Raw genomic sequence first — 21,770 nt, 5'->3', positions numbered from 1 at the left:
GCCTCACAGGGCCCGGCCCTGGGCGTCGTACAGCCCGTTCAGCCGGGGGTTGCCGGAGGAGAGTCCGGAGACGACGGCGACGGTCGAGCGGGTGACGAAGATCTGGGTGCGGAAGGCGAGCAGCGCGGTGTCCCCGAGCCGGACGTCCTGGCCGTCGGCCGGCGCGTCGAGCAGCCGGTAGTAGTCGATGTTCTCGGCGGGCGCGTCCTGTACGCCGAGGCGTACGCCGGTGCGCGGCAGCAGGGCGCCGCGGATGTGGGACCGGGCGTAGAAGCCTCCGCCGCGGATCGCCGGGCGGCCGTCGTCGAGGGTGTGGGCGATCTCGCTGACGTACACGTACGCGGGCTTCTCGGGCTGGTGCGGGTCGATGGCGTGCAGCGGGGTGGTGCCGGTGAGGGCGTGGCCGGGTTCGCCGTGGGTGGCGCCGAGTTCGGCGAGCAGGGGGAGGGAGGCCATCGAGGTGGCACTGGGCGCGCTCAGCTTGAGGCGCTCGTGTCCGCGGGAGGCCAGGACCTCACGGGCCTTGAGGGCGAGCGCGAAGGTGGGGGTGGCGCGGGGAACGCCGGTCACCGGGTCGCACAGGACGCAGGGGAAGGCGGTGACGCCCGCGGTCCGGATGCCGGGCAGCCGTTCGGCGGCCTCGGCGAAGGCGTCGAGCCGGCCGAGCGGGACGCCGCCCTCCTGCCCGGGGTAGACCGAACCCTCGGCGCCTTCGAGGCGTACCAGCACGTCCTGGACGAAGCCCAGCCGCTGGGCGGCCCCGGACACGGCCTGCGCGTTGGCGAGGTCGAAGACGGTGACGGTCTCGGGGCGCCAGGCCAGCACTTCCGGCAGTGCGCGGCGGGGGATCTGGACGAGGTGGCCGAGGTTGCCGGCCCGCGCGCCCGCGGCGTGCAGGGTGCGGGCCTCGGGCGGATCGATCGCGGCGAACGCGGGGATGTGCCGGGCGATGGCCCTGATCAGCTCGGGGTTGCGGCCCAGCTGCTTGACCACGAACCAGAGGCCGACGCCCAGCCGTTCGGCCTCCGCCGCCAGCAGCGCGGCGTTGGCCTCGATGGCGTCGAGGTCCATCACATAGGTGTCGGCCGGGATCTCGCCGCGCCGGTGAAGGGTGGCCGCGGCGTCGACGAGCTCGGGGTTGCGGGTGAGCACGGTGTCGAGAAACACGGTCAGTCGTCCTTCGAGTCGTTCAGCGCGTCGAGCGAGCGGCGCAGGATGGCGATGACGAGATCCGCGCCCGCCCGCATCGGATTGACGCGCACGGTCCAGTCGGCCAGCTCGGGGGAGTCGTCCAGGGCGGAGCTGGACATCCGGTAGAAGAGCGGCGCGATCTCGTAGCGGGAGTTGGAGCCGACGGGGTAGGGGGCGGCCCCGAAGCGGGCGGCCACGGCGGGCAGTTCCCGTGCGACCGGCCGGTCGAGGCGGACCAGCAGGCAGCGGTCCTGGGCATTGGCGATCCGTACCTCGGCGACGCCGTCCACCTCGCCCGCGGCCAGCCGTTCGGCGACCTCGGCGCCCACCCGGGACTGCACGGACCACATGACCGGTACGTGCGTGAGGGCGCGCAAGGCGTCGAGCGCCTGCCAGCCCTGGACCTGACCGCCGCCGGAGTAGTTGTCGCGCCGGATGTGCCCGACCAGATCGCGGGCACCGACCACGACGCCGACGCCTTCGGGGCCGTGCAGCTTGAAGAGGGAGAAGCAGGAGGCGTCGGCGCCGAGCTCCACTCCCGCGGCGGGGGTGCGCATGACGGCGTAGTTGTCGTCGACCAGGGTGCGGACCCCGGCGGCCCGGCAGGCGGCGAGGACCTCCGCCGGGTCGTACGAGTCGGCGAGCCGTTGGCGGGTGTGCTGGACGTAGGCCCACCGGAACCGGCCGGACCCCAGGGCCTCGCGCAGCGCCCGCGCGTCGTTGAAGTCGACCTCGACGGTCGTCACGCCGATGCCGCGCAGCGTGACCTCGGTGGTGCGGTAGACGGGGGCCCGGTGGATGAGCAGCGGGTCGCCCGCGCGCACGGCGGCATTGAGGGCGGCGCGGATCGCGCCGGTGCCCGCGCCCTGGACGAAGGCGGCGTCCTCGGCGCCGAAGAAGTCCGCGAGTACGGCCTCGACCCGGGCGGTGGTGCGGGGGCGGCCGAGACCCGGGACGACTCCGGCGTCCGCGTCGAAGAGCTGGGGGCCCTCGAAGTGCGTGGCAGTGGCCTCCAGGAGCCGGAACTGTCTGGCGATCGCGTCGTCCAGCTCCACCGTCGCCAGCGGGAAGGTCTGCGGAAGTACGGGACTCATGCTCGGATCTCCTCCACGCGCGCGCCGGTCAGGAAGCGCAGCGGATTGCGGCGGGTCATCAGGTCGATCAGGTCGTCGTCGACTCCGGCGGCACGGACCTCGGGCAGGAAGGTGCGGAAGAGATGTCCGTACCCTTGGCCGCCCTCGTCCAGGAGGTAGCCGTGGCGGGAGATGTCACAGCTCAGCAGGATGCGGTCGGCGTGCCCGGCCTCGATGAGGGCGAGCAGCAGCCGCAGCCGGGTGCCGTCGCTCTGGTAGCCGTCCTTGCCGACGGTGTCGAACGCGACGTACGCCCCGCTCGCCGCCAGCTCCACGTGGACGGCGGGATCGTCCAGCAGGTCCTGGTGGCCGATGCTGACGCGGTGGGCGGGCAGGCCCTCGCCGGTCAGCAGCTCCAGCTGGGCGATTCCGCCGCGGCCGAGCTGGGCGTGGGTGGCGACGGAGAGGCCGGTGGCGAGGGCGGCCCGCGCACTGGCGCGCAGCACCTTGGCCTCGGGCGCCGTCGGGGTGTCGCCGTGGCTGCCGATCTCGCCGAGGACACCGGGGCGGATGCCGGTGGCGCCGATGCCGCCGTCGATCTCCGCCACGAGCGTGCGGGCCAGTTCTTCGACGGTGGCGTCGTCGATCTCGGGGGTGTGGAACGGTTCGTAGTACCAGCCGGTCGCGGCGACCACGGCGATCCCCGCGTCCCGGGCGATGCGGGCCAGGGCACGGACGTCGCGGCCCATGCCGCGGCAGGTCAGCTCGACGACGAGACCGAGGCCGAAGTCCTCGCGCAGGGCGGTGAGCTCGGTGGTGACCGCCGGGGTGTGCAGGTCCGGGTCGAGGACGGCCGCGCCGTCGCCCTTGTGGTCCAGGTCGAGGACCAGGTGCTCGTGGGCGAGGGCGGGGCCGGTCACGGAACCGGCGGGGAGATCGCCGGTGACGGTGCGCAGGGTGGGCGGGGCGGGGTGGTTCATCGTGGGGGGTTCCTTCTTCGTGTACGCGGCCGGCCTCAGCCCTTGATCGGGGTGAACAGGTCGAGCCAGTACAGGAGGTTGAGGAGGATGCCGCCGACGATGACCGCGGCGGGAGCGGCGGCCATCTTCACGACCGGTCGGCCCATCGCCTCGTTCAGCAGGTAGAGCCCGCCGACGACGAGGATGCCGAGCCCGCCGCCCATGGCGTTGGCGGCCATCAGCGAGCCGAAGAGGATCGCGAGCTGCAGGGTGTCGCCGATCGCGCTGCGCAGGTGCTCCGAGGAGTCACGGACGCTGGGCAGCTTGCCCAGGAGCTTGCCGATGTACGAGAGGGCCAGGATCTCGGCGGCGAAGACGACGGCGCCGACGATCGCCGCCAGGAACGGGTTCGGCATCAGATAGCCGATGGGGTACACCAGGGTGAATCCCGCGATGCCGTATGCGCCGGAGGCGAGCGCGGTCGTCGCGATCAGCGGAATGAAGCCGAAGACCCGGTAGAAGTCGACCTGGGCGGCCTCGGAGTACTGCCCCTTGGCGATCAGGAAGCTGGTCGCCTCGCCGCCGCCGAATATGTGCATCTGGGCCAGCACACAGACTCCGGCGCCGAGCACCATGAACAGTGGGAGGTACGTGCGCAGACGGGCCGCGCTGGCGCTGAAGAGCGAGGCCATCGGGTCGTCCTCCAGGACGACCTCGGTGACGCCCGCGGCCCGGTCGGCCCTGCGCTGCTTCATGTCCTTGGCGACGGCCAGGGCGATCAGCATCAGCACGCCGACGGCCATGGCCAGCGCCCCGGCGAACATCTTCGGCCACAGCTTCATGGTCATGACGACCAGCGCGAGTTCCAGGACTCCGGCGATGCCGCCCCACTTGCGGCCGAACTGCTTGGTGATGGCGAGCACCGGGAACAGCGTGAAGAGGAAGAGGATCGGCGTCGACATCTGCTGCATGGCGGTGATGAAGTCGACGGGCAGGTCGTGCGCGACGTTGTTGGCGCCGTTCAGCCCGAAGACGACGACGGCGCCCCAGGCGCCGCCGAGGACCGGCGCGAGCCACTTCTTCGGCGCCAGTATGCCGAGGATGTCGGTGGGCAGGAAGACGAGCCACGGGTTGAGCACGCCGGTGGAGAGTGCCATCGGGGCGCCGAGTCCGAAGATGAACCCGGCGGAGAGGCCGAAGGAGACCGCCGTCGTCGCGCTGCGGGTGGTGCGCCCCTGGATGAAGTCCAGCAGGAACGGACGTACGCCGTCGTTGAAGACGGCCAGAGCCATGTGCGAGATGTACGCGGTCAGTGCGCACAGGGCTATCACGGTCAGCTGCTGCGCCAGCGTGAAGTCAAGGCTGGTGCCGGCGGCGAGTGTGGTGCTCACGAGTCACTCCTTCGTGCCCGGGACGGGGGAGGGGCGGCCGGATCAGCCGCGGGCGGCGATGGCGCGCGCCATGAGTGGGGCGATGGCGTCGATCTGGTCCATCGAGAAGCCGAAGACCTTCTTGCCGTCGGCGATCAGGGCGGTGATCTCCTCCTCGGTGGGCACGCTGCGGCCGAAGGTGTGGCAGGCGGCGCTGCCCATGAGGCCGACGAGGACGCCGAGGGAGGCGCCGGCACCGGTGTGGCAGGTGCCGAGGTAGTAGTCGGCCTGTCCGACGCGGAGCTTCATCGCGGCGTCCATGTCGCTGGAGGTGACGACGTCGAGGGAGTCGATGCCGAGCTTGCCGATGGCCTGGGTGACCTCGACCTTGCCGACTCCACCAGTGAGGATCTTCGTCATTTCTGTCTTTTCTCTCTGTGCGGCTGTTCCGTGTGCGGGGCGGGTCAGGAAGCGGGTGCGGCCGGTGACTGCTGGGCCAGTACGGCGAGGTGCATGCCGAGGAAGTTGACCTCCGACTCGGGGAGCGCGGCGCCGAGTTCCCGCTCGGCCCGCGCGGACACGGCGCGGGCACGTTCGACCGCGTCGGGGTGTCCGGCCAGTTCGGCGGCGACCTGGTCGTCGGTGAGGAACTGCTCGATCGGCTCGCCGTCCAGGAGCCGGGTGAGCGCCATCATCAGATGGCTGGTCAGCATGCCCGCGGTCGCTTCGGTGACCGTGCGGCCGTCGGCTTCGAGGGCGGTCAGCTCGGCGGTGACGAAATCGGCCACTTCGGGCCGGACCTGACCGCCTTCGCGGAAGAGCTGGATCCGCAGTGCGAGCTGGTCGTCCACGGTGATCCTCCTAAAATCAACAATAATCAGGATTCTGTATTTTGAGGCCGACGGGCGTTCCGGACGAGCGAGATGTCCGTCACCCGCCGGTCAGTACGAGGGCATGCGCTCGCCCCGCAGCACTTCGATCTGCAATCGGGTCACCAGGGACAGGTCGAGCGCGTCCCGCACCGCGGCGAGCGCCTTCGTCCCCTCGGTCCGCCCGATGACGGCCGCGCTGGAGTTGCGCAGCGACAGCTCGCGGGTGACCTCGTCGCCGAGCGGGAGCACGTCGACGCCCGGCCCGATCCGGTCCTGCGCCTCGTCCAGGTTCCAGACGGTGGCGTCGACCTCGTCGCGGGCGAAGAGATCACGCAGCTGCATGTACGAGGCCTCCCGCCACTCGATGTCGTCCCGGCCGGCGAACACCCGCTCCACGAGCATCCGCAGGTCCTCGGACGCGTGGTCGACGGCCACCCGCAGTCCGGGGGAGTCCAGGTCGACGCCGTGCCGCACCAGCATCCCGTGCGCGCCGACGTAGGTGGCGGGGCCGAGATCGGCGACGAGTTCCACCGGGTGCTCGGCGATCAGCTGGTCGGCCGCGAAGCGGGACAGGATGACGAGGTCGACCTTGCCCTCCAGCAGTGCGGCCGTACGGGCTCCGGCACCCCGCATGAACGTGATCGCGAACGGGGCGCCCGCCTCCTCGAAGGCGCTGCGCAGCCCGGTCGCCAGACCTTCGTACCTGCGCGAGTACGGGAGCGGCATCGCGGCGAGCAGTGTGCCGAGTCCGGACAGCCGCCAGAGGATGGAGCGGTCGGACCGGACGAGGAAGGTGCCGAGATGGCCGCGGGCCGTCGTCTCGATCGCGCCGGAATCCTCCAGCAGCTGCAAGGCCGCCTGAACGGTCCCGTTTCCGCAGCCCAGCTCCTCGGCGAAGTCACGCACGCGGGGCAGGCGGGTGTCCGGCTCATGGTTGAGCAGCAGGACGGCGAGCTGCCGGGCGGCGAGGCCGTTCCGAGTGAGGAAGCGGTCATCAAGGACGTTCACGAATCAGACAGTAAACAGGATTCTGGATATTGACAAGGAATTCATCCGGGCGACCTTGCTCCCTCGGTGGGCCCACTGGAGAGGCCCACGGGGAGCTTGGTGCCGTTTTCTCATCTAATGTCACGATTGACGGCTGCCGGAAGAGGAGCACGCGTGACCAACCCCGTACCTCCCCGCGATCGAACCGACCAGCCGTGGCGCTCCGAGGGCGCCCCACCACCTCCGCCGACGGGCCGGAAGATGCCCGGGGGTTGGGGCGGGCTGCTGCTGACCGCGCTCGCCGTCTACCTGATCGCCAATCTGGTGCTGTCCTTCTTCAACGGGGCGGAGGAGCGGACGATCGCGTACACGGAGTTCAGCAAGCAGGTCACCTCGGGCAATGTCTCCAAGATCTATGCCAAGGGCGACGCCATCCAGGGGCAGCTCAAGAAGGAGGCGAAGGTTCCGGGAAGCGACAAGACGTACACCAAGTTCGTCACTCAGCGGCCCGCCTTCGCGGATGACAACCTCTGGGCCGAACTGGTCAAGGACGACGTCACCGTCACCGCCGAGCCGGTCGTCCAGCAGCGCAGCTTCCTGGCCAATCTGCTGATCTCGCTGGCCCCCATGCTGCTGCTCGTCCTGCTCTGGGTGTTCATCGCCCGGCGGATGGCCAGGGGCATGGGCGGCGGGATGGGCGGCTTCGGGCGCAAGGCGCCGCCCCCCTGCTCGGCATGGTCCAGCCGGGGGCCGATCCGGTCCGCAAGGTCACCATCGTCCCCCGCGGCCGGGCCCTGGGCGTCACCCTCTCGACACCCGACGCCGACAAGTACTCCTACACCGAGGAGTACTTGCGCGGCCGCATCATCGGCGCGCTCGGCGGGATGGCCGCCGAGCAGGTGGTCTTCGACATGATCACCACAGGTGCGGAGAGCGACCTGGAGCAGGTCACCAACCTGGCCCGCGGCATGGTCGGCCGCTGGGGCATGAGCCACAAGGTGGGCAGGCTGACCGCGATCCCGGGCGGTGCCCAGCAGGCGTACGGACCGTCGGCCGCCCCCGCGACGCTCGACGCGGTGGACAGCGAGATGCGGCGGATCGTCGACGAGTGCTACGAGGCGGCGTGCCGGCTCCTGCGCGAGAACCGGGACCGGCTGGACTCGCTGGCCGCGGCACTGCTGGAGAACGAGACGCTGGACGAGGCCGCGGCCTACCGGGCGGCCGGCATCACCCGCCTGGCCAAGTAGCACCCGCCGGCCCCGTGCGCGCACGGGGCGCACCTGCCGCACACAGGCTCACCTGCCGCACCACGGGCTCATGATCACGTGGTGCACACGTGATCACGTGGTGCACACGAGATAGCGGAAGACGTTCGGCATCCAGATCGTGCCGTCCCGGCGCCGGTGCGGATGCAAGGCCTCCGCGACCTCCTTCTCCACCTGGGCCCGGTCCGTCACCCGTACCGCCGCGTCGAAGAGGCGCGTCGACAGTAGCCCGCGCACCGCGCTGTCCATGTCCGCGTACCCGAACGGGCACGCCACCCGGCCGGAGCCGTCCGGATTCAGGCCGGCCCGGAACGCCACTTCCTCCAGGTCGTCCCGGCGCGCCACGCGCCAGCCGTCCGTGCGGGATGTCGGCGCCCCGTCGGAGAGCCGGTCCGCCACCCGCAGTACCGGGGCCGTCGCACACCGCTCCGGCGGACCCCACCCGGTCAGCACCACCGTGCTGCTGCGGGCCGCCAGCGGTACGGCGGACCGCAGCGCGGACACCAGCCCTTCCCCGTCCCCGGACGAGCAGCCGATCGGGGTGAACGCGGTGAGCAGGTTGTACGGGGTTCCGTCGGCCGGGGCGGCCTCGGACGGATCACTGTCGAGGAGCCGGGGATGGCCGGCCTCTGTCCCGGCCTCGTTCCCCGGGTCGGGCAGCAGCCGGGCCCGCGCGAGTGCCAGCCGGTCGGGGTCGGTGTCGACGCCGGTGACGCGGGCCCCGCGCCCGGCCGCGATCAGCAGCGCGAGACCGGAGCCGCAGCCGAGGGAGAGCAGCCGGGTGCCGGTGCCCACTTCGAGCCGCTCGTACACCGCCTCGTACAGCGGTGCGAGCATCCGCTCCTGGATCTCGGCCCAGTCCCGGGCGCGGGTGCCGGGGTCCACCGGGGTGGCCGTGTCCGCGTGGCTGTGGTGCCGGACGAGCGTAGGTGTCATGGAAGCGCTCCAATCCGCCGAGAGGTCGGTCGTGTCCGATCGGTCGTGCCCCGAGTGGATGCTCCCCCCAGTGCGGGTGCGCCCGCTCCCCCCCCGTATGTCAGAGAACTGCGCTTCGGTCCCCGCGTCCAGGGGTCCGACGGCAATGGCCCGGTGGTCCGGGGGGACGGACCGCGGCAGCGGGCCCCGTCGCTCCGTGTGGTGGGCGGTGTCGCCGTACGATGCGCGCCATGGCAAAGGCACCCGTTCTCACGCCCCAGGCCGAGGACTTTCCCCGCTGGTACCAGGATCTGATCAACAAGGCCGAACTCGCGGACAACGGTCCGGTGCGCGGCACCATGGTCATCCGGCCGTACGGATACGGCCTGTGGGAGCGGATGCAGCAGGAGCTGGATGCCCGGATCAAAAAGGCGGGCGCCCGGAACGCCTACTTCCCGCTCTTCATCCCCCAGTCTTACCTGACACGCGAAGCCGAGCATGTCGAGGGCTTCGCGCCGGAGCTCGCGATCGTGACCCGCGGGGGCGGAAAAGAGCTCGAAGAGCCCGTGGTGGTGCGGCCGACGTCCGAAACGATCATCAATGAGTACTTCTCGAAATGGGTGCGGAGCTACCGGGATCTGCCGCTGCTGATCAACCAGTGGGCGAACGTGGTGCGCTGGGAGATGCGGCCGCGGGTCTTTCTGCGCACGACGGAGTTCCTCTGGCAGGAGGGCCACACCGCCCACGCCACCTACGAGGAGGCCCGGGAGTACGCCGCGTACATCCAGCGGGACGTCTACGCGGACTTCATGGTCAATGTCCTGGGCATCGATGTGGTCCCGGGCCGCAAGACCCCGGCCGAGCGGTTCGCCGGCGCCGTCAACACCCTGACGCTCGAAGGCATGATGCGGGACGGCAAGGCCCTGCAGATGGGTACCAGCCACGAGCTCGGCACCAATTTCGCCAAGGCCTTCCACACCGGCTACCTGTCCAGGGAGGGCAGGCGGGAGCTCGTCTGGCAGACCTCGTGGGGCTCGTCGACCCGCATGGTGGGCGGTCTGATCATGGCGCACGGCGACGACCACGGCCTCCGGGTGCCGCCGCGGCTCGCCCCCGTCCAGGCGGTCGTCCTCGCGATCAAGGGGGACGAGGCGGTGCTGAGCGTGGCCCGGTCCGTCGGGGAGCGGCTGCGTGCCGCGGGGATCAGGGCCGAGGTCGACGACCGCACCGACACCCCGTTCGGCCGTCGCACGGTCGACTGGGAGCTGAAGGGCGTGCCGGTACGGATCGAGATCGGCCCGCGCGATCTGGAGCACGGCACCGTGATGCTGGCCAGGCGCGTCCCCGGCGGGAAGGAGCCGGTGGCGATCGAGGCCCTGCCCGCGCTCCTTCCGGCCATCCTGGAGGAGGACCAGGCGGCGCTGCTGTGCGAGTCCCGTGGCCGGCGCGAATCATCCACCACCGAGGCCGCGTCCGTCGAGGAGGCCGCGGAGGCCGCGGCAGCGGGCGGCTGGGCGCGTATCGCCTGGTCGGCCCTCGGCCCGGCGGGGGAGGCCCGGCTCGCGGAACGGGGGGTGTCGGTGCGGTGCCTGGTCGCGGAGGACGGGTCGGTGCCGGATTCGGACGATGCCCCCGGTAATGTCGCGCTGGTGGCCCGCGCCTACTGACGCCCCGCCCGCCCACCGGGGCGTGCTCGGCGCCCCGGCGTGCGCAGGCCGACTACGCGTCCGGGCGTACAGGGCGCTACGTACCGGCTTGGTGCGAGCTGTGAGACTTCTCCGCAGATCTGCGCACCCGCCCTCGTCAGGACGCATCAACGGCAACTGACTGGTACGTGCAAATTATTTGGGATGGCCCGGAATCGGAACACCGGGGCACTCGCGCTCGTTGTCACGACGTGAGCACGACACCACCTGTACTTGCCGCAGAGCTGGCGCAGGCGTGGGCCGACATTCAGCGGTACCACCCCGAGCTGCCGGATCTAGCCGCGCCCGAGTCCCTGATCGGAGAGTCCTCGTCCGCCTGTGGCGCCGAACTCTCCTTCGAGCGACTGCTGCATGAGGCAGTCCATGGCATCGCCGCCGCGAGAGGTGTCCGCGACACCTCGCGGGCCGGCCGCTACCACAACCGTCGATTCCTCGCGATCGCCGAGGAGTTGGGCCTCGACCACGCCGAGGAGCCCCACCCCAGCAGTGGCTTCTCGCTGGTCACGCTCAATCCCGAGGCCAAGAGAAGGTACCGGCCGACGATCGAGCGACTGCAGCGCGCCCTCAAGGCGCACACGGTCGCCACCGCCGCCGACACCAAGCGTTCCTTCCGCGGGCCGGCCGCCCGGCACGGTTCCTCCGGCGGAGGTGTCCGTGTCAAGGCCGTCTGCGACTGCGGACGCAATGTGCGGGTCGTCCCGTCGGTCCTGGCGCAGGCGCCGATCGTCTGCGGCGGTTGCGGAAAGCCGTTCCGTATCCCGGAAGCCGCGGTCGCGGTGGGGTGACCCGATGCGGTGTGGCACAATGGCTAGCTGTACTCGACAGTCGCACAGGACCCCTCTCTCCTCCGGCTGACGCGTCCATCGGGCACCCGAGTACCGCAACCCCACGTGGCATCTTCGTTGTGCCCAACCACGTCATAGACCAGGAGACACCACTTCCGTGGCAGTCAAGATCAAGCTGAAGCGTCTGGGCAAGATCCGTTCGCCTCACTACCGCATCGTCGTCGCCGACTCCCGTACCCGCCGTGACGGCCGGGCCATCGAGGAGATCGGTCTGTACCACCCGGTGCAGAACCCCTCGCGCATCGAGGTCAACTCGGAGCGTGCGCAGTACTGGCTGTCCGTCGGCGCCCAGCCGACCGAGCCGGTTCTCGCGATCCTGAAGCTCACCGGTGACTGGCAGGCCCACAAGGGCCTCCCGGCCCCCGCGCCGCTGCTGCAGCCGGAGCCCAAGGCGGACAAGCGCGCCCTGTTCGAGGCCCTGGCCAAGGACGGCGGCGAGGAGTCCAAGGGCGAGGCCATCACGCAGAAGGCGAAGAAGTCCGACAAGAAGGCGGACGAGGCTGCTGACGCGGCTGCGGCCGCCGAGTCGACCGAGGCCTGAGCATGCTCGAGGAGGCTCTCGAGCACCTCGTGAAGGGCATCGTCGACAACCCCGACGACGTGCAGGTCGCCTCGCGCAACCTGCGTCGTGGTCGCGTGCTTGAGGTCCGGGTCCACCCCGACGACCTCGGCAAGGTGATCGGCCGCAACGGCCGCACCGCGCGCGCCCTGCGTACCGTCGTGGGCGCCATCGGCGGCCGTGGCATCCGCGTCGACCTCGTCGATGTGGATCAGGTTCGCTGACAGAGTTGAACACCGGCACGGGCCGGGGAGGGCCAAGCGCCCGCCCCGGCCCGTCGTCGTATGACAGGAGAGACACAAGGTGCAGTTGGTAGTCGCGCGGATCGGCCGTGCCCACGGCATCAAGGGCGAGGTCACCGTCGAGGTGCGTACGGACGAGCCGGAGCTGCGGCTCGCGCCCGGGGCCGTGCTCGCCACCGAACCGGCCGGCGCCGGACCGCTCACGATCGAGACCGGCCGGGTGCACAGCGGACGGCTGCTGCTCCGGTTCGAGGGCGTACGCGACCGTACGGCTGCCGAGACCCTGCGCAACACACTGCTGATCGCCGAGGTCGACCCGGCGGAACTCCCCGAGGACCCCGAGGAGTTCTACGACCATCAGCTCATGGACCTCGACGTGGTCCTGGCCGACGGCACCGGGATCGGCCGGATCACCGAGATCACGCATCTGCCGTCCCAGGACCTCTTCATCGTGGAGCGGCCGGACGGCAGCGAGGTGATGATCCCGTTCGTCGAGGAGATCGTCACCGAGATCGATCTGGCGGAGCAGCGCGCGGTGATCGCCCCGCCGCCCGGACTGATCGACGAGAGCCAGGCCGTGATCGCCTCCTCGCGCGACGAAGAGGGCGACGGGGACGGGACGCCCGAGTCCGGGAAGGACATCTGATGCGCCTCGACGTCGTCACGATCTTCCCGGAGTACCTGGAACCGCTGAACGTCTCGCTCGTCGGCAAGGCCCGCGCGCGCGGCCGCCTCGATGTGCACGTCCACGACCTGCGCGACTGGACGTACGACCGGCACAACACGGTGGACGACACCCCCTACGGCGGCGGCCCCGGCATGGTCATGAAGACCGAGCCATGGGGCGAGGCGCTGGACGACGCCCTGGCGGGCGGGTACGAGGCCGGGGCGCACTCCCCGGTGCTCGTGGTCCCCACGCCCAGCGGCCGTCCGTTCACCCAGGAACTCGCCGTCGAGCTCTCCGAACGGCCGTGGCTGATCTTCACGCCCGCCCGCTACGAGGGCATCGACCGCCGGGTGATGGACGAGTACGCCACCCGCATACCGGTGGTCGAGGTGTCCATCGGCGACTACGTGCTGGCCGGCGGGGAAGCCGCGGTGCTGGTGATCACCGAAGCGGTGGCCCGGCTGCTGCCCGGTGTGCTCGGCAACGCCGAGTCGCACCGGGACGACTCCTTCGCCCCCGGTGAGATGGCCGATCTCCTGGAGGGGCCCGTCTACACCAAGCCGCCCGAGTGGCGCGGCCGGGGCATCCCGGACGTCCTGCTCAGCGGTCACCACGGGAAGATCGCACGCTGGCGGCGGGACGAGGCGTTCCGTCGCACGGCACTCAACCGGCCCGATCTCATCGAGCGCTGCGAGGCGGGCGGCTTCGACAAGAAGGACCGCGAGATCCTCTCCATCCTCGGCTGGTCACCCGAGCCCGGGGGCCGATTTTGGCGCAGGCCCGAGGCCGTGGAAGAATAGGCCGCTGCTGTACGTCCGGCGTGCGCCCCTGCCACAGGGGGAAGCGACCGCTGTGTTCTCCATGCACATGGGGAACGGTCCCGACGCCCGTCCGACGCGATCAGCGCCTCCAGCTCCTCACTACCTCCCGTCGATGACCTGTGGCATCGGCGAAGAAAGCAGACAACATGGCTTCCCTGCTCGACGACGTCAACGCCGCATCGCTGCGTACCGACGTCCCGGCGTTCCGCCCCGGTGACACCGTCAACGTCCACGTGCGAGTGATCGAGGGCAACCGCTCCCGTATCCAGCAGTTCAAGGGCGTGGTCATCCGCCGCCAGGGCTCCGGCGTCAGCGAGACCTTCACGGTCCGCAAGGTCTCCTTCAGCGTCGGCGTGGAGCGCACCTTCCCGGTGCACAGCCCGATCTTCGAGAAGATCGAGCTCGTCACCCGCGGTGACGTCCGTCGCGCCAAGCTGTACTACCTCCGTGAGCTGCGCGGCAAGGCCGCGAAGATCAAGGAGAAGCGCGACAACTGAGCTAACTCCCAGGTCCACAGGACGGCCGGATAAGCTCTGGCCCCGATGGACACGGAAGCCAAGCCCTCGGAGCGCGACCGCTCCTCCGCACCCGCAACAGGGTCGGAGGAGAGGTCGCGCTTCTCGCGTATCCCGGACCGGATGGCCGCCCCGATGTCGTGGCGGCGGACCGCCGCGCTCGGCGCCGTCTGCGCGGTCTTCGTGCTGCTGCTCAGCGCCTTCGTGGTGCAGCCCTTCCTGATCCCCAGCGGCTCGATGGAGTCCACGCTGCGGGTGGGGGACAGGGTGCTGGTGAACAAATTGGCATACCGTTTCGGCTCCGTACCGCAGCGCGGTGACGTGGTGGTCTTCGACGGCACCGGATCCTTCGTGCAGGAGGCGCCACGGGAGAATCCCGTCACCGGCCTGCTGCACGGCGTGGCAGCATCCCTCGGCCTGGCGAGGCCCGCCGAGACCGACTACGTGAAGCGGGTGGTGGGTGTGGGCGGCGACCGGGTGGTCTGCTGCGACAGACGCGGGAGGGTCGAGGTGAACGGCCGTCCCGTCGACGAGGACTACCTGTATCCGGGAGACGTACCGTCCCGGGTGCGCTTCGACATCGTCGTCCCCGACGGCACGCTGTGGATGATGGGCGACCACCGCAGCAATTCCCGCGACTCGCGCGACCACCTGGGAGAGCCGGGCGGCGGCATGGTCCCGGTCGACAGGGTGATCGGGAGGGTGGACTGGATCGGCTGGCCGCTGGGCCGGCTGGGCTCGCTGCCGGACAGCGCCGCCTTCGTCGGCGTACGGGCACCGGGCGGGGCCCATGGGTAGCCGCGGGCGGCGGGAGGGCGGGGCCGACCCGGAGATACCGGTGCCGGCCGGCACCGGCCCGACGGCCGCGCGCTCGCTGCCGACCAGGGCGGAGCGGCGCAGACTGGCACGCAAGGTCAGACGGCGGCGGCGCGGGTCGGCCGTGCGGGAGATCCCGCTGCTCATCACCGTGGCGCTGCTGATCGCGCTCGTGCTCAAGACCTTCCTGGTGCAGGCCTTCGTGATCCCGTCGGGATCGATGGAGCAGACCATCCGAATCGGCGACCGGGTGCTCGTGGACAAGTTGACCCCCTGGTTCGGCTCCAGGCCCGAGCGCGGTGACGTCGTCGTCTTCAAGGACCCGGGGCACTGGCTGAAGCAGGAGAACGTCGGCAAGAAGGACTCGCCCGTCGTCGTCAAGCAGGTGAAGGAAGCGCTGACGTTCATCGGGCTGCTGCCCTCCGACGACGAGCAGGATCTGATCAAACGGGTGGTCGCCGTCGGCGGCGACACGGTGAAGTGCTGTGACAAGGACGGCCGGATCACGGTCAACGGAGTGCCGCTCGACGAGCCGTATCTGCACCCCGGCAACCCGCCCTCCCTCATCAAATTCGAGGTAAAGGTTCCGGCCGGACGGATCTTCGTGATGGGCGACCACCGGTCCGATTCGGCCGATTCGCGCTATCACTTGGACGAGCCTGAGCACGGCACGGTTTCCGAGGACGAGGTCGTGGGGCGGGCCGTGGTCATCGCCTGGCCCTTCGGTCACTGGCGAAAACTGGAGGAACCGGCGACATTCGACTCGGTCCCTGACGCGCGCGCCGGGACGGCTGCTGGGTCGGGCCCGTCGAATAGTGTGTCGTCCAAGGATCCCAACGGAATGATCCCTCTCCCGACCCCTGCGGAACTCCCGCTCGTTATGGGAGTGGTGGGCCTGCACCGGCTAGGGCGCGGGCGGTGGCACGGAGTAAGGAGTGGATGTGGGGGATTTGGCGGTCGGCGCGCGATCCGGACACGAGGAGCCCGAGGACCGGCCGGGCAATCCGGAGAATGTCGAGTCCGCCGGGACGACGGCGGACGGCGCCGGGAGTGACGGCGACTCCCCGGGCGGTGGTGATTCGGCCGTGAAGAAGCCGCGCTCCTTCTGGAAGGAGCTGCCTCTGCTCATCGGTATCGCGCTGGTTCTCGCGCTGTTGATCAAGACGTTTCTGGTGCAGGCGTTCTCGATCCCCTCGGACTCGATGCAGAACACGCTGCAGCGGGGCGACCGGGTGCTGGTCGACAAGCTGACGCCGTGGTTCGGCGCGGAGCCCAAGCGCGGCGAGGTCGTGGTCTTCCACGACCCGGGCGGCTGGCTGGAGAGCACCCAGACGAGCAATCCGAATGTGGTGCAGAAGTTCCTCAGCTTCATCGGACTGATGCCGTCCGCCGAGGAGAAGGACCTGATCAAGCGGGTCATCGCGGTCGGCGGCGACACGGTGGAGTGCAAGAAGGACGGCCCGGTCGTGGTCAACGGCAAGGCACTGGACGACAAGTCGTTCATCTTCCCGGGGAACACGCCCTGCAATGACGAGCCGTTCGGTCCGATCAATGTGCCCGAGGGCCGCATCTGGGTGATGGGCGACCACCGCCAGAACTCCCTCGACTCCCGCTATCACCAGGGGCTGCCGGGCGGCGGCACGGTCTCCAACAAGGAGGTCGTCGGCCGGGCCATCGTCGTGGCGTGGCCGATCAACCGCTGGTCGACCCTGCCGGTCCCGAACACCTTCGACCAGCCGGGGATCAACGCGGCGATGGGCCTGGCCCCCGGAGCACTCGGCGTAGCCGGTGCGGTGCCCCTCGTAATGTGGCGTCGCAAGAGGCTGACCAGCGGGCGTACCGCCGGGTAGGGTGCCGACTCGGATCAGCGATTGTCGATCTCCGAGGTGGGGGACGCTGGGATGAGTGGAACAGGACGTACGGGTGACGGCCACGGTCGGCTCGGCAGCAAGCTGTCGGGACTGGCCGTGGCCGTCGGCTGTGTGCTCTTCCTCGGCGGCTTCGCCTGGGCGGCCGTGATGTACAAGCCGTACACCGTGCCGACCGAGTCGATGACACCGACGGTGCACGCCGGCGACCGGGTGCTCGCGGAGCGGATCGACGGCAGCCAGGTGCGCCGCGGCGACGTGGTGGTCTTCACCGATCCGACGTGGGGCGACATGCCGATGGTGAAGCGGGTCGTGGGCATCGGCGGCGACACGATCGCCTGCTGCGACAAGGGCCGCCTCAAGATCAACGGCAAAGCCGTTGAGGAACCGTATCTGCAGACGAAGGACCTCGCCTCGGTGAGCGACTTCACGGCGGATGTGCCCAAGGGACAGCTGTTCCTGCTCGGGGACGAACGCAGCGCCTCGCTGGACTCGCGGGTCCATCTGGACGACCCGGGACAGGGCTCCGTGCCGCGCAGCGCGGTGCAGGCCAGGGTGGACGCCATCGCCTGGCCGCTGAACGGAATGGTCGGGCGGCCGCAGGCCTTCGCCTCCCTCCCCGGAGGGGTGTCCTCGCCCGGACCGCTGCGGCTGCAGCTCGCTGCCGTGGCGGTGGGCGCGGTGCTCATCCTCGCCGGAGCCGCGTACGGCCCGATCGCGGCACGGTCCGCGCGGTCGGCACGGAGCAGGAGCGAACGGGCGACCGCCGGTGCGCACTGAGAAACGGAAGGCCGCCCGTGTGGTGCTGCTGGACCCAGACGACCGCATTCTCCTGATCCACGGGTTCGAACCGGAGGACCCGGCAAGCACCTGGTGGTTCACGCCGGGTGGCGGTCTGGAGGGCGACGAGACCCGGGAACAGGCCGCGTTGCGCGAACTCGCCGAGGAAACCGGGATCACCGACGTCGAGCTGGGCCCGCTGCTCTGGCAACGGATGTGCTCGTTCCCGTTCGACGGCCGCCGCTGGGAGCAGGACGAGTGGTACTACCTGGCACGTACGACGCAGATCGCCACCGACACACGTGGGCTGACCGGGCTGGAGCAGCGCAGCGTCGCGGGTCTGAGGTGGTGGACCTCCGCCGAACTGGCGGCGGCGCGTGAGACGGTGTACCCGACCAGGCTCGCCGAGCTGCTGCGCACGCTGCTCGCCGAGGGGCCTCCGCGTACGCCAATGGTTCTGGCCCCCGAAATCGTCTAAGCGCCCGGGGGCGCCCGGCTCTGGCGCACAATGGGGGCACGCACGGCTGAAGGGGAACATGCCAATGAGCGCCGAGGACCTCGAAAAGTACGAGACCGAGATGGAGCTGAAGCTCTACCGGGAGTACCGAGATGTCGTCGGTCTGTTCAAATACGTGATCGAGACCGAACGGCGCTTCTACCTCACCAACGACTACGAGATGCAGGTGCACTCGGTTCAGGGTGAGGTGTTCTTCGAAGTATCCATGGCGGACGCCTGGGTCTGGGACATGTACCGGCCCGCACGCTTCGTCAAGCAGGTACGAGTGCTGACGTTCAAGGACGTCAACATCGAGGAGCTCAACAAGAGCGATCTCGAACTCCCGGGCGGCTGAGCCCCGTTTTCCGGGGGCTGATTCCCACTTCCGGGTGGCTGGGTTATCCACAATCCCGGACTTGTCCACCAAGATCCACCAGCCGGGACCGAACCCGTCAGAGTCGGTCCCGGAGGTGGTGCCGATATGAACGCACGGGGGGCACTCGGGCGGTACGGCGAGGATCTGGCGGCGCGGCTGCTGACCGACGCGGGCCTGTCCGTACTGGAACGGAACTGGCGCTGTCGTGCCGGCGAGATCGACATCGTCGCGATGGACGGCGACACCCTCGTGGTCTGCGAGGTGAAGACCCGGAGGGCGGGTGCCTTCGAGCATCCGATGGAGGCCGTCACACCGGTCAAGGCGGAGCGGCTGCGTCGGCTGGCAGGGATCTGGCTCCACCGGCACGGCGGTCCGCCGCCCGGCGGGGTCCGGATCGATCTGGTCGGCGTGCTGCTGCCCAGGCGAGGAGCGCCCGTCGCCGAGCATGCGCGCGGGGTGGCCTGATGGGGTTCGCGCGGGCGTGTTCGGTGGCGCTCGTCGGCGTCGAGGGCGTGGTGGTGGAGGTCCAGGCGGACCTGGAGGCGGGGGTGGCCGCGTTCACCCTGGTGGGGCTGCCGGACAAGAGTCTGGTGGAGAGCCGGGACCGGGTCAGGGCCGCGGTCGTGAACTCCGGGGCCGAGTGGCCGCAGAAGAAGCTCACGGTGGGGCTGTCGCCCGCCTCGGTGCCGAAGAGCGGCTCCGGTTTCGATCTCGCGGTCGCCTGCGCGGTGCTGGGGGCCGCCGAGCGGATCGATCCGGCGGCCATCGCCGATGTGGTGATGATCGGTGAGCTGGGGCTCGACGGCCGGGTGCGGCCGGTGCGTGGTGTGCTGCCCGCCGTGCTCGCCGCGGCGGAGGCCGGGTACCGCCAGGTCGTCGTGGCCGAGCAGACCGCGGGAGAGGCGGCGCTGGTGCCCGGGGTCTCGGTGCTCGGGGTGCGGAGCCTGCGGCAGCTGATCGCGGTCCTCTGCGACGAGCCGGTGCCGGACGAGCGGGTGTCCTGCGACGAGGGGCGGCCCGACGCCATGCTGGCCGGGCTGATGGTGCCCGGCGCGGGTATCGGCACCGGGATCGCCCGGGGGGCCGGACACGGTGACGGCAGCCCGCCGGACCTAGCGGAGGTGGCGGGGCAGGAGCGGCCGCGCAAGGCACTGGAGGTCGCCGCGGCGGGCGGTCACCACCTGCTGCTCTCCGGGCCGCCGGGCGCCGGCAAGACCATGCTGGCCGAGCGGTTGTCGGCGATCCTGCCGACGCTGACCAGGAAGGAGTCGCTGGAGGTCACCGCGGTGCACTCGGTGGCGGGCATTCTGCCGCCCGGGGAACCGCTGGTCACCCGCGCGCCGTACTGCGCTCCCCACCACTCGGCGACGATGCAGTCGCTGGTCGGCGGGGGCAACGGGCTGCCGCGGCCCGGTGCGGTCTCGCTGGCACACCGGGGGATTCTCTTTCTGGACGAGGCGCCGGAATTCTCCGTGCGGGCGCTGGACGCGCTGCGCCAGCCGCTGGAGTCGGGGCAGGTGGTGGTGGCACGCAGCGCCGGGGTGGTGCGGCTGCCCGCCCGGTTCCTGATGGTTCTCGCCGCCAATCCCTGCCCGTGTGGACGGCACACCCTCAGCGGCGCCGGCTGCGAATGCCCGCCCTCGACGGTCAGGCGCTACCAGGCGAGGCTCTCCGGACCGTTGCTCGACCGGGTGGATCTCCGGGTCGTCGTCGACCCGGTCGGGCGTCGTGACCTGATGGGCCAGGGCGGCAGGGGAGAGTCGACGGCCACGGTGGCGGCCCGGGTCCGGGAGGCCAGGGCGCGGGCCGCGGAGCGGCTGGCCGGCACCGCCTGGACGACCAACAGCGAGGTGCCCGGCCACGAGTTGCGGACCAGGCTGGCTGCGGCACCGGGCGCGCTCATGGAGGCCGAGCGGGACTTGGAGCGGGGCCTGCTCACCGCGCGCGGCCTGGACCGGGTGCTCAGGGTGGCGTGGACGGTCGCCGATCTGCGCGGCGCCGACCGCCCGGAGGCCTCCGACATCGCGGTGGCGCTGGAACTGCGGACCGGGATTCCACGGGGCGCCGCAACGAAGGCCGGGGCGTCATGACGCCCGTGGCCGACAGCGGCCGGGAGCGGGAGCCGGGGCGCCTTCCGGGGCGGCGCGCGCAGCGCGACGCGGTGGCGGGGCCCCCGAGAGGACCGGGAGCGGCGGTGAGCGAGCGGGAACGGGTGGCACGGGCCGCACTGACCCGCGTCCTGGAACCGGGGGACGAGCAGGGCGGACGCTGGCTGCGCGAGTGCGGTGCCGTCGAACTGATACGGCGGATCACCACCAGGGACGGGACCGCGGAGCGACTGAGCCGGATGACGCCGAAACGTCTCGACGGATACCGGTTGCGGGCCGAGCACGTCGAGCCCGAGCGGGACCTGGCGGCGGTTGCCGCGCTCGGCGGTCGGTTCGTCTGCCCCGGTGAGCTGGAGTGGCCCAGCCAGCTCGACGACCTGGGGGACGGCAGGCCGATCGGCCTCTGGGTGCGGGGGCCGCGCGACCTGCGGCTCTGGGCGCTGCGCTCGGTCGCCGTGGTCGGGGCCCGTGCCTGCACACCGTACGGATCCCACATGGCGGCGAGTCTCGGAGCCGGGCTCGCCGAGCTGGGGTGGGTCGTCGTGTCGGGGGCGGCATTCGGGGTGGACGGGGCCGCGCATCGTGGGGCGCTCGCCGTCGGCGGGGCGACGATGGCGGTCCTGGCCTGCGGGGTGGACGTCGCCTATCCGCGGGGACACGCCGAGCTGATCGGACGGATGGCGGAACAGGGGCTCGTCATCGGTGAATTGCCACCGTCCGATCATCCGACCCGCAGCAGATTCATTCTCCGGAACCGGGTCATCGCCGCGTTGACGCGTGGGACGGTCGTGGTCGAGGCCGAGTACCGCAGCGGTTCGCTGGTCACCGCACGCAGCGCGCAGCGGCTCGGCCGCTTCACCATGGGGGTGCCGGGCCCCGCCACCAGCGGACTGTCGGCAGGGGTCCATGAGCTGCTCCGGGGCGAGGGCGTCCTGGTGACGGATGCCGCGGAAGTCGCCGAGCTGGTGGGGGACATCGGCGAGCTGGCTCCGCCCAGACGCGGCCCCGTCCACCCCAGGGACCTGCTGGACGCGGTCTCCGCCAGGGTCCTCGACGCGCTGCCGTCCCGCGGCGCAGTCAGCGGGCGGGACGTGGCCCGCGCTGCGGGAACCGGCGCCGACGAAGCGCTCGGCAGGCTGTACGAACTGCACTCACTGGGGTTCGTCGAACGCGATGGCGACGGATGGCGGTTGACGCCGCGATCGACATGCAATGGCGACGCGCGGCGAGGCGGTACTTGACCTGGAGCATTCGGGTGAAAAGGTGATGCCGATGACCTCGGCGGATCCTTAAGCGACGCCTCCGGGGCCGGCGCACGAGGCGGCGGCCCCGGATCCCA

24 protein-coding genes and 1 pseudogene are annotated in these 21,770 nt (G+C 70.7%); 17 read left to right on the top strand and 8 right to left on the bottom strand.

The window, feature by feature from the left end:
- Positions 1-3: 3 nt before the first annotated feature.
- The 7 genes from ABZ826_RS25505 to yhfZ all read right to left on the bottom strand — a co-directional run bounded on the left by ABZ826_RS25505 (position 4) and on the right by yhfZ (position 6,473).
- Complete coding sequence (locus ABZ826_RS25505; protein WP_361452604.1) at positions 4-1,167, bottom strand: alanine racemase; 1,164 nt, start codon at positions 1,165-1,167, stop codon at positions 4-6.
- A 2-nt stretch (positions 1,168-1,169) separates the two neighbouring features.
- Complete coding sequence (locus ABZ826_RS25500; protein WP_361452601.1) at positions 1,170-2,285, bottom strand: aminotransferase class V-fold PLP-dependent enzyme; 1,116 nt, start codon at positions 2,283-2,285, stop codon at positions 1,170-1,172.
- Positions 2,282-3,244, bottom strand: coding sequence for a phosphotriesterase (locus ABZ826_RS25495; RefSeq protein ID WP_361452598.1), 963 nt, complete (start codon positions 3,242-3,244; stop codon positions 2,282-2,284). Before ABZ826_RS25495 ends, ABZ826_RS25500 begins: the two co-directional genes overlap by 4 nt.
- A 35-nt stretch (positions 3,245-3,279) precedes the next feature.
- A complete protein-coding gene (locus ABZ826_RS25490) occupies positions 3,280-4,614 on the bottom strand; it encodes a YhfT family protein (protein ID WP_361452595.1) in 1,335 nt (444 codons plus the stop codon).
- A 42-nt stretch (positions 4,615-4,656) separates the two neighbouring features.
- Positions 4,657-5,013 (bottom strand): DUF2620 domain-containing protein, encoded by a 357-nt coding sequence (locus ABZ826_RS25485; RefSeq protein WP_361452592.1) that lies wholly within the window; start codon positions 5,011-5,013, stop codon positions 4,657-4,659.
- Between the two features lie 44 nt (positions 5,014-5,057).
- Complete coding sequence (locus tag ABZ826_RS25480) at positions 5,058-5,444, bottom strand: PRD domain-containing protein (protein ID WP_361452589.1); 387 nt, start codon at positions 5,442-5,444, stop codon at positions 5,058-5,060.
- Between the two features lie 90 nt (positions 5,445-5,534).
- Complete coding sequence (yhfZ, locus tag ABZ826_RS25475) at positions 5,535-6,473, bottom strand: GntR family transcriptional regulator YhfZ (protein WP_361452586.1); 939 nt, start codon at positions 6,471-6,473, stop codon at positions 5,535-5,537.
- Between the two features lie 153 nt (positions 6,474-6,626).
- Here yhfZ and ABZ826_RS25470 point away from each other — a divergent pair.
- A pseudogene (locus tag ABZ826_RS25470) lies at positions 6,627-7,699 on the top strand (ATP-dependent metallopeptidase FtsH/Yme1/Tma family protein).
- A 93-nt stretch (positions 7,700-7,792) separates the two neighbouring features.
- Here ABZ826_RS25470 and ABZ826_RS25465 read toward each other — a convergent pair.
- Positions 7,793-8,653: a class I SAM-dependent methyltransferase gene (locus ABZ826_RS25465; protein WP_361452583.1), complete on the bottom strand. Its 861-nt coding sequence runs from the start codon at positions 8,651-8,653 to the stop codon at positions 7,793-7,795.
- Positions 8,654-8,883: 230 nt separating this feature from the next.
- Between ABZ826_RS25465 and proS the strand changes: the two genes are divergently transcribed.
- The 16 genes from proS (at position 8,884) to dprA (ending at position 21,672) form a co-directional block, all read left to right on the top strand.
- Positions 8,884-10,299 (top strand): proline--tRNA ligase, encoded by a 1,416-nt coding sequence (gene proS, locus ABZ826_RS25460; protein ID WP_361452580.1) that lies wholly within the window; start codon positions 8,884-8,886, stop codon positions 10,297-10,299.
- A gap of 230 nt (positions 10,300-10,529) precedes the next feature.
- Entirely contained in the window at positions 10,530-11,123 is a 594-nt protein-coding gene (locus ABZ826_RS25455) for a hypothetical protein (protein WP_030928573.1), read from the top strand.
- Positions 11,124-11,280: 157 nt separating this feature from the next.
- Complete coding sequence (gene rpsP / locus ABZ826_RS25450; RefSeq protein WP_361452577.1) at positions 11,281-11,724, top strand: 30S ribosomal protein S16; 444 nt, start codon at positions 11,281-11,283, stop codon at positions 11,722-11,724.
- Between the two features lie 2 nt (positions 11,725-11,726).
- On the top strand, positions 11,727-11,966 hold the full coding sequence (locus tag ABZ826_RS25445) for an RNA-binding protein (RefSeq protein ID WP_005311361.1): 240 nt from the start codon (positions 11,727-11,729) through the stop codon (positions 11,964-11,966).
- Positions 11,967-12,045: 79 nt separating this feature from the next.
- Entirely contained in the window at positions 12,046-12,630 is a 585-nt protein-coding gene (rimM, locus tag ABZ826_RS25440; RefSeq protein ID WP_361452574.1) for a ribosome maturation factor RimM, read from the top strand.
- Complete coding sequence (trmD, locus tag ABZ826_RS25435) at positions 12,630-13,451, top strand: tRNA (guanosine(37)-N1)-methyltransferase TrmD (RefSeq protein WP_361452571.1); 822 nt, start codon at positions 12,630-12,632, stop codon at positions 13,449-13,451. The genes rimM and trmD overlap by 1 nt, the downstream gene beginning before the upstream one ends.
- A 167-nt stretch (positions 13,452-13,618) precedes the next feature.
- On the top strand, positions 13,619-13,969 hold the full coding sequence (gene rplS, locus ABZ826_RS25430) for a 50S ribosomal protein L19 (protein ID WP_351083108.1): 351 nt from the start codon (positions 13,619-13,621) through the stop codon (positions 13,967-13,969).
- Between the two features lie 45 nt (positions 13,970-14,014).
- A complete protein-coding gene (gene lepB, locus ABZ826_RS25425; protein WP_361452567.1) occupies positions 14,015-14,785 on the top strand; it encodes a signal peptidase I in 771 nt (256 codons plus the stop codon).
- Positions 14,778-15,857 carry a signal peptidase I gene (gene lepB, locus ABZ826_RS25420; protein WP_361452564.1) on the top strand — a complete coding sequence of 360 codons (1,080 nt, stop codon included), beginning with the start codon at positions 14,778-14,780 and terminating at the stop codon, positions 15,855-15,857. Before lepB (ABZ826_RS25425) ends, lepB (ABZ826_RS25420) begins: the two co-directional genes overlap by 8 nt.
- Positions 15,754-16,653: a signal peptidase I gene (gene lepB / locus ABZ826_RS25415; protein ID WP_361452629.1), complete on the top strand. Its 900-nt coding sequence runs from the start codon at positions 15,754-15,756 to the stop codon at positions 16,651-16,653. Before lepB (ABZ826_RS25420) ends, lepB (ABZ826_RS25415) begins: the two co-directional genes overlap by 104 nt.
- A gap of 51 nt (positions 16,654-16,704) precedes the next feature.
- Positions 16,705-17,451 carry a signal peptidase I gene (gene lepB, locus ABZ826_RS25410; RefSeq protein WP_361452561.1) on the top strand — a complete coding sequence of 249 codons (747 nt, stop codon included), beginning with the start codon at positions 16,705-16,707 and terminating at the stop codon, positions 17,449-17,451.
- On the top strand, positions 17,441-17,929 hold the full coding sequence (locus ABZ826_RS25405) for an NUDIX hydrolase (RefSeq protein ID WP_361452558.1): 489 nt from the start codon (positions 17,441-17,443) through the stop codon (positions 17,927-17,929). Before lepB (ABZ826_RS25410) ends, ABZ826_RS25405 begins: the two co-directional genes overlap by 11 nt.
- 64 nt (positions 17,930-17,993) lie before the next feature.
- Entirely contained in the window at positions 17,994-18,302 is a 309-nt protein-coding gene (locus tag ABZ826_RS25400) for a DUF2469 domain-containing protein (protein ID WP_003965949.1), read from the top strand.
- A gap of 126 nt (positions 18,303-18,428) precedes the next feature.
- On the top strand, positions 18,429-18,788 hold the full coding sequence (locus tag ABZ826_RS25395) for a YraN family protein (protein ID WP_361452555.1): 360 nt from the start codon (positions 18,429-18,431) through the stop codon (positions 18,786-18,788).
- Entirely contained in the window at positions 18,788-20,413 is a 1,626-nt protein-coding gene (locus tag ABZ826_RS25390; RefSeq protein ID WP_361452552.1) for a YifB family Mg chelatase-like AAA ATPase, read from the top strand. The genes ABZ826_RS25395 and ABZ826_RS25390 overlap by 1 nt, the downstream gene beginning before the upstream one ends.
- A gap of 104 nt (positions 20,414-20,517) precedes the next feature.
- Positions 20,518-21,672 carry a DNA-processing protein DprA gene (gene dprA, locus ABZ826_RS25385; RefSeq protein ID WP_361452549.1) on the top strand — a complete coding sequence of 385 codons (1,155 nt, stop codon included), beginning with the start codon at positions 20,518-20,520 and terminating at the stop codon, positions 21,670-21,672.
- Positions 21,673-21,770: the final 98 nt, after the last annotated feature.

Source organism: Streptomyces sp. NPDC047515 (genome assembly GCF_040643055.1).
Classification (GTDB): Bacteria; Actinomycetota; Actinomycetes; order Streptomycetales; family Streptomycetaceae; genus Streptomyces.
This window is presented reverse-complemented; position numbering and strand designations above follow the sequence as displayed.